This is a genomic window from Pseudomonas sp. Sample_20 (genome assembly GCF_004307585.1).
Taxonomy (GTDB): Bacteria; Pseudomonadota; Gammaproteobacteria; order Pseudomonadales; family Pseudomonadaceae; genus Aquipseudomonas; species Aquipseudomonas atacamensis.
Genome location: NZ_RCOA01000136.1, coordinates 22,599 through 28,662, shown reverse-complemented (window position 1 = coordinate 28,662; position 6,064 = coordinate 22,599). Strand labels below are relative to the sequence as shown.

General features: G+C 62.6%; 6 protein-coding genes. 1 reads left to right on the top strand and 5 read right to left on the bottom strand.

Annotated features, from left to right (window positions below):
* Positions 1–943: ATP-binding protein (locus D8U70_RS26975; protein ID WP_130930147.1), on the top strand; the 943-nt coding region annotated here is incomplete at its 5' end.
* Between the two features lie 656 nt (positions 944–1,599).
* Here D8U70_RS26975 and D8U70_RS26970 read toward each other — a convergent pair.
* From D8U70_RS26970 to D8U70_RS26950, 5 genes are all read right to left on the bottom strand, one after another.
* Positions 1,600–2,640 (bottom strand): AI-2E family transporter, encoded by a 1,041-nt coding sequence (locus D8U70_RS26970; RefSeq protein ID WP_071173244.1) that lies wholly within the window; start codon positions 2,638–2,640, stop codon positions 1,600–1,602.
* Positions 2,641–2,709: 69 nt separating this feature from the next.
* Positions 2,710–3,516 (bottom strand): DUF4892 domain-containing protein, encoded by an 807-nt coding sequence (locus D8U70_RS26965; RefSeq protein ID WP_051600530.1) that lies wholly within the window; start codon positions 3,514–3,516, stop codon positions 2,710–2,712.
* A gap of 115 nt (positions 3,517–3,631) precedes the next feature.
* On the bottom strand, positions 3,632–4,486 hold the full coding sequence (locus tag D8U70_RS26960; RefSeq protein WP_071173246.1) for an alpha/beta hydrolase: 855 nt from the start codon (positions 4,484–4,486) through the stop codon (positions 3,632–3,634).
* The gene (locus D8U70_RS26955; RefSeq protein WP_041479594.1) at positions 4,483–5,289 is read right to left on the bottom strand and encodes an alpha/beta hydrolase; all 807 of its coding nucleotides are present in this window, start codon (positions 5,287–5,289) and stop codon (positions 4,483–4,485) included. The genes D8U70_RS26960 and D8U70_RS26955 overlap by 4 nt, the downstream gene beginning before the upstream one ends.
* 313 nt (positions 5,290–5,602) lie before the next feature.
* A complete protein-coding gene (locus D8U70_RS26950) occupies positions 5,603–6,046 on the bottom strand; it encodes a hotdog fold thioesterase (RefSeq protein WP_016773655.1) in 444 nt (147 codons plus the stop codon).
* Positions 6,047–6,064 lie beyond the last annotated feature (18 nt).

The following is a 6,064-nucleotide window of genomic DNA, read 5'->3' as shown; positions in this document are numbered from 1 at the left end:
TCCTCCGCCCCCACCACCGCCCGAGTTCTCAGCGAACATCGACGGCCAACCGCCGCTGCACAACACCGCTTACCCACCGAGGCAAACACGCCCCTGGTTCGGTGGCCCGGTGGTACCGCTGACCTTTCAATTCATCACGCTGATGATCGCCGCCTGGTACGGTGCCAAACTGCTCACCCGGCCGATCCAGCGCCTGAGCGACGCCGCCGAGCGCCTGAGCGAAGACCTAGACAGCGACCCCCTCGACGAATCCGGCCCGCGCGAAGCCCGGCAAGCGGCGCACACCTTCAACCTCATGCAACGGCGCATCCGCGAACAGGTCCAGCAACGCGCGCGCATGCTCGGCGCCGTCTCCCACGACCTGCGCACGCCACTGTCACGGCTGAAACTGCGTCTGGAAAACATCAGCGACGACAAGCTGCAAAGCCAGATGCGCCAGGATCTGGACGACATGATCGGCATGCTCGACGCCACCCTCACCTATCTGCACGAACAACGCACCAGCGAAGCCTTGCAGTTGCTGGACGTGCAGGCGCTGGTCGAATCGCTGTGCGAAAACGCCCAGGACCAGGGCGCCGATGTACAGGCCAGCGGCCACTGCGCGCCTTTGCCAGTACAACCGATGGCGCTGCGCTCGTGCATCAACAACCTGCTGGACAACGCCCTGCGTTACGCCGGACAGGCGCGGATTGAACTGTTGGAACAGCGTGAGGAATTGCTGATTCGGGTGATTGATCACGGGCCGGGGATTGCTGAGGACCAGCGTGAAGCGGTGTTTGAGCCGTTTTACCGACTGGAAGGCTCGCGCAACCGCAACTCCGGCGGCGTAGGGCTGGGCATGACCATCGCCCGCGAAGCCGCGCAGCGGCTGGGTGGGCGGTTGGATCTGGAAGAAACGCCGGGTGGCGGGCTGACCGCCGTTGTCCGGTTGCCACGAGGCTGAGGCCCAGCCGACTTGAAGTGGGAGCGAGCCTGCTCGCGAAAGCGTCTGATGATTCAATGCATCTGTTGAATGTATCGGCCTCTTCGCGAGCAAGCTCGCTCCCACAATGAAACTGAGTGTATTCGGCAGATATTGGTTGGATGTGGGGGCGCTATCGCTGGCAAGCCAGCTCCCACAGGGATCGAGTGGTTTCAGAGAGATATGGGTGGCTGCCAAGCCGCCTTCGCGAGCAGGCTCGCTCCCACAAAATCAAAAGCCAAAGCAAAGCAGCGCAGCTGCCCGCGGCGAAGCCGCCCCACTCAACAATGAGCGCAAGCTCGAGTGCTTTTGATCTTGATCCACCGGCGACGTCGGAAGGCTGAGTGGAGGGATTGATCCGGGCGTGGGAGCGCAGCGACCGTCTGGCGCAGCCAGACACAGCGGAAGGAGGTGCAGCGAAGCAAACCGTAGCCGCTGCGCCCGGATCAGTCCCGGAGCGAAGGGACCCGAGCCTGCGAGGGCCGAACGTAGGAGCAAGCCTTTTGGGTTACCTTTTTGGCGTTTGAAAAAGGTGACCCGCCGTAAGGGCGGAACCGTAATCAGCAACACCCGCAGAAACGGATATTCACCCAAAACCCCAAGAGCCTGGTCGGCCCAAAGGCCGCCAAGCCCCCCCGCTAGACCCGAGCCTGACTCTTACTCCAATCCGTCAACAAACTATAAGCCACCGCCAACAAAGTAGGCCCAATAAACAACCCGATAAAGCCAAACGCAATCAACCCGCCAAACACCCCGAGCAACACAATCACCAACGGCAGATTACCGCCACGGCTGATCAGATACGGCTTGAGCACATTGTCCACGCCACTGATGATGAACGTCCCCCAGATCCCGAGAAAGATCGCCATCCCGTACTCCCCCTTCCACACCAGCCAAGCCGTAGCCGGCACCCACACCAGCGGTGGCCCCATCGGAATCAGACTCAGCATAAACGTGACGATCCCCAGCACCAGCGCCCCAGGAACCCCGGCAATCAAAAAGCCGATCAACGCCAGCACCGCCTGCGCCGCCGCCGTACCAATCACGCCGTTGACCACCCGCTGCACCGTGCCCGCCACCAATTCGATGTAATAACCGGCACGATCGCCAATCAAGCGCTGCAGCAGACTGTGCACAAACGCCGCCAGTCGTGGCCCGTCACGGTAGAAAAAGAACACGAACACCAGGCTCAGCGTCAGCTCGAGAATCCCGCCGCCGATCTGCGCACTGCGCGCCAGCAGCCAGTTACCGACCTGGCCCAGATATGGCTTGATCGAGACCATCAACGCCGCGCCCTGCTGATCGATGCTGTCCCACATCGCCACCAGTCGCTCACCAACCAATGGCACGCTGCCAAGCCAGGTGGGCGCTTCCGGCAAACCGTCGACCTGCACATCCTTGATGAATGCCGTGGCATCGCGCACATGATCGGCAAGATTGAAACCCAGCCACACCAGCGGCGCCGCCACCAGCAACATCCAGCCCAGTGTCAGGATCAACGCGGCCAGCGATTCGCGGCCATTGAGCGCGCGGGTCAACAAACGCATCAGCGGCCAACTGGCGAACGCCAGCACCGCGCCCCAGAACAGCGCCGACCAGAACGGCGCCATCACCCACAGGCTGGCACCGAATAACACCAGCAGCAGAATCTGCACCAGCAGGCGATCGTTATTGAGCATGGGAAGTCTCGGCAAAGTCAGTCAGCGAAAGAGTAGGCGAACACTGCGTGCATGCTCGCCCGGCACAGCTTATCGCAACAGGTCGATGCGCAGGCCAGAGCCTTCGAGATTGCCGGTTTCCATCCGGGCCGCCCGCACACCCTGAGTGATCAACGCCTGGCGCCAGGCTTCGGCCTTGGGCCCGGAAACCGTGACCCGCAAGGTCGTGTCGAGATTCAGGCCACGGGATATCAGGCGCAACCAGGTGGCATCCGGCTCCTCGACCAGTTTCGGGAAATCCAGCTCACCAGTGCTTTTCAACTGGCGCAGCAGGGTCGCCGAGGTCGGCAACAACTCGCCCAACGGCGCAGTCGCCTCGAACTGTTCGACATGCAGATAGGCTTTGCGATTGCCGCGAGTGATGCTGTAGAGCGCCACCAGCGTGTTGTCCTTTGGCGCCGCCAGCCGGAGCAACAGATAAGCCTGCTGCTCGTCAGCGCCATACAGCTTGGCGTTGCCGAACACCTCGTTGGCCCACAGGCTGCTTTCGCCGCAATCGCGGGCCTGGCACCAGAACAGCAACTCGGCGTCCTGCTGTTGCAGGGCTTCGCGGGCGGCGGTGAAGGCTTCGGTGGCGGAATGTTCCGGCGGCAACTCGTAAGTCACCGAGGTGGTCTGGCCGCGGGCGGTGACCTGACCGTCGAAGCGTAACTGGCCGCTGATCTTGCGGATCGAGCCCAGCGGGTAGATGCGCTCCAGCTCGGCCGCCGGGCGATAGTCGACGATCTGTGCGTCGGCCAGACGCGGCACGATTTGCAGATCCTGGCTGCCCGGCACATCGGCAGCGAAGGACAAGGAGCTGAAGCAGCACAGCGCGAAAAGACTGAGTGGCCGCATAGTCAGGCTCACCGGACGGTCATGGCTGGGCGGGTCGGGGTCGCAGCGGTATAGAAATCCATCAAGTTTGTCTCCTGTTTCAACCCGCCCAGCCTCGGCAGTTGCCGGTAGCAAGTCAAGGCATGGCGAAGAAGCGATTGAAACAGTCTGCTACAAGACCTGCGCCAGCCTCATCATTCAGGTGCAGATGATGCCCGCCCGGCAACTGTTCGTGGCTGAAGGGTAGACGCTCCAGCAACTCAGGATGCCTGGCCAACATGCCATCCGCCGCGACCACCAGATGAGCCGGGCAACTGACGCGCGAGGCAAACGCCATCGCCTGTTCTTCCGTCAGGCGCAGCGGCGATGGCAGGGTCAGGCGATTGTCGGTGCGCCAGGTGTAACCGCCGGGCACCGGCATCAAACCGCGCTGGGCCAACAGCTCAGCGGCTTCGCGACTGACCGCCACCAGACCTTTCATCCGTGCCTCGATGGCTCGCTCGAGGGTGGTATAGACCGGTTTGCGCTTGTCCCGCAGAGCGAGTTGCGCCTGTAAGGCCATGCCCATGCGCTCGGCAGCGTTTTCGCCCTTGTCTGTCGGAGGAATCACGCCGTCGATCAGCGCCAGATGGCTGATGCGCTCGGGCAGCGAACCGGCCAGCACCATCGAGACAATCGCGCCCATCGAATGCCCGAGCAGGCCGAAACGCTTCCAGCCCAGTTGTTCAGCGACTTGCAACACATCATGGGCGTAGTCCCACAAGGCATAACCGGCGCCGCTTGGCCGATGCCCGGAATGACCGTGGCCGGCCATGTCCAGCGCGACGATGCGCAAGCCGTCAAGCTTGGGCGCCAGCCGGGCGAAGCTGTTGGCGTTGTCGAGCCAGCCGTGCAACGCGATCACCGGCAGGCCGTCCTCGGGGCCGAACATATGCGCGGCCAATTCGATGTGCGGCAGGTTCAGGCGCACTTCTTCGCAGGTCGGGCTCATGCGCAATCCTTGTTCTGCCGCTGTTCCCAGCGCATGAACAGATTCTTGAGCAGCCGCGCCGTGTCCTGCGGACGCTCCAGCGGGAACATGTGCCCGCCAGGCATGCTCAGCGCCTCGCCTTGGGGCAGGCGCGAGACGAAACGTGTGTGATGGCGCATGACCACGCGGCTCTTGTGCCCCCGCACGATGGCCAGCGGCACCTGCAACTGGCGGGTGCGCCCGGGGCTGGTGTGCGGCACGCCGCGATAAATGCTGATTTCCGTGGCCGGGTCGAAACGCAGACGCAGCTTGTCGTCGACCTGATGCAAACCGTGTTGCAGGTAGGCATCGAAGCATTCCGGATCGAAGCCGCGAAACAGGGTTTTGCCGGAAAAGTAACTGCGCGCGCTGTCGAGATCGGCGAATTCTTCACGGCGTCCGAGGGTGCGCCCGGCGGGAGTCAGCCGGTCGATGAAACCAAAGCGCTTGGCCGCGCGAATCACCCACTGATCGGTGCGGGTCAGCACCGGTGAGTCGAGCATCACCACGCCGCGATACAGCTCGGGACAGCGCAACGCCGCGTGCAAGTGCAGCAGACCGCCAAAGGAGTGGCCGACGCCCCATACCGGCTGTTCCTGCTGCTCCAGGTGATGGATCAGTTCATCGACCAGGTTGTACCAGTTGTCGTCTGCCGGAAAACGCGGGTCATGGGCATGCTGCTCCAGATGCGCGACCCGATACTCCGGCGCCAGCGCCGCGAACAACTTGCCATAGGTCCCCGAGGGGAAACCGTTGGCGTGGGCGAAAAAGATCGGTTGCGACATGCGGGCAAATCCATGGGCGGGAAACGTGGCGTTGATTGTCCGCAAGAGCCGGCACCGCAGCAATGACTGTAAGTGCCAGGAATGATGACAGTCCGGTCAGGGTGATGTGTATCAGCGAGACCGCTGCCCCCTCACCCCAGCCCTCTCCCCCAAGGGAGCGAGGGGGAAAGGGAGCAGATCGGGGGAGTGTCCGGGACCTGAGCTCGACTCGAATTATCAGGTCGACGAGGATCGCGAAAACCACACGGTAGGCCCCCTCTCCCTCTGGGAGAGGGCTGGGGTGAGGGCTCGACCTGACGGAACCCGATAGATGTCAACGCAGCGGCGGCTGTTCCCCCAGCGGCACCACCGCCATGGTCAGGCGCGATACGCAACTGGCCTTGCCTTCGTCGCTGGTCAAACGGATGTCCCAGACATGCGTGGTGCGCCCGATATGAATCGGCGTGGCCACCGCCGTCACCCGCCCACTGCGCAAACCGCGCAAATGGTTGGCGTTGATCTCCAGGCCGACGCAATAGAACTTGCTGGCATCGATGCACAGATAACTGGCCATCGAGCCGACGGTTTCCGCCAGTACCACCGATGCGCCGCCATGCAGCAGACCGTAAGGCTGGTGGGTGCGATGGTCGATGACCATGCTCGCGGTCAGCGACTGTTCGTCGAAGGCTTCGAAACGAATATCCAGCACTTCGCCGATGGTGTTCTTCTGGATCGCATTCAACTGTTCGATGTCGGGAGTAGTACGCCACAAGCTCATCGCAGACTTCCTTTGTTG

Bases quoted from the DNA above. Each gene is read 5' to 3' on its own strand.
- D8U70_RS26970 (WP_071173244.1), bottom strand. From the start codon at position 2,640: ATGCTCAATAACGATCGCCTGCTGGTGCAGATTCTGCTGCTGGTGTTA.
- D8U70_RS26965 (WP_051600530.1), bottom strand. From the start codon at position 3,516: ATGCGGCCACTCAGTCTTTTCGCGCTGTGCTGCTTCAGCTCCTTGTCC.
- D8U70_RS26960 (WP_071173246.1), bottom strand. From the start codon at position 4,486: ATGAGCCCGACCTGCGAAGAAGTGCGCCTGAACCTGCCGCACATCGAA.
- D8U70_RS26955 (WP_041479594.1), bottom strand. From the start codon at position 5,289: ATGTCGCAACCGATCTTTTTCGCCCACGCCAACGGTTTCCCCTCGGGG.
- D8U70_RS26950 (WP_016773655.1), bottom strand. From the start codon at position 6,046: ATGAGCTTGTGGCGTACTACTCCCGACATCGAACAGTTGAATGCGATC.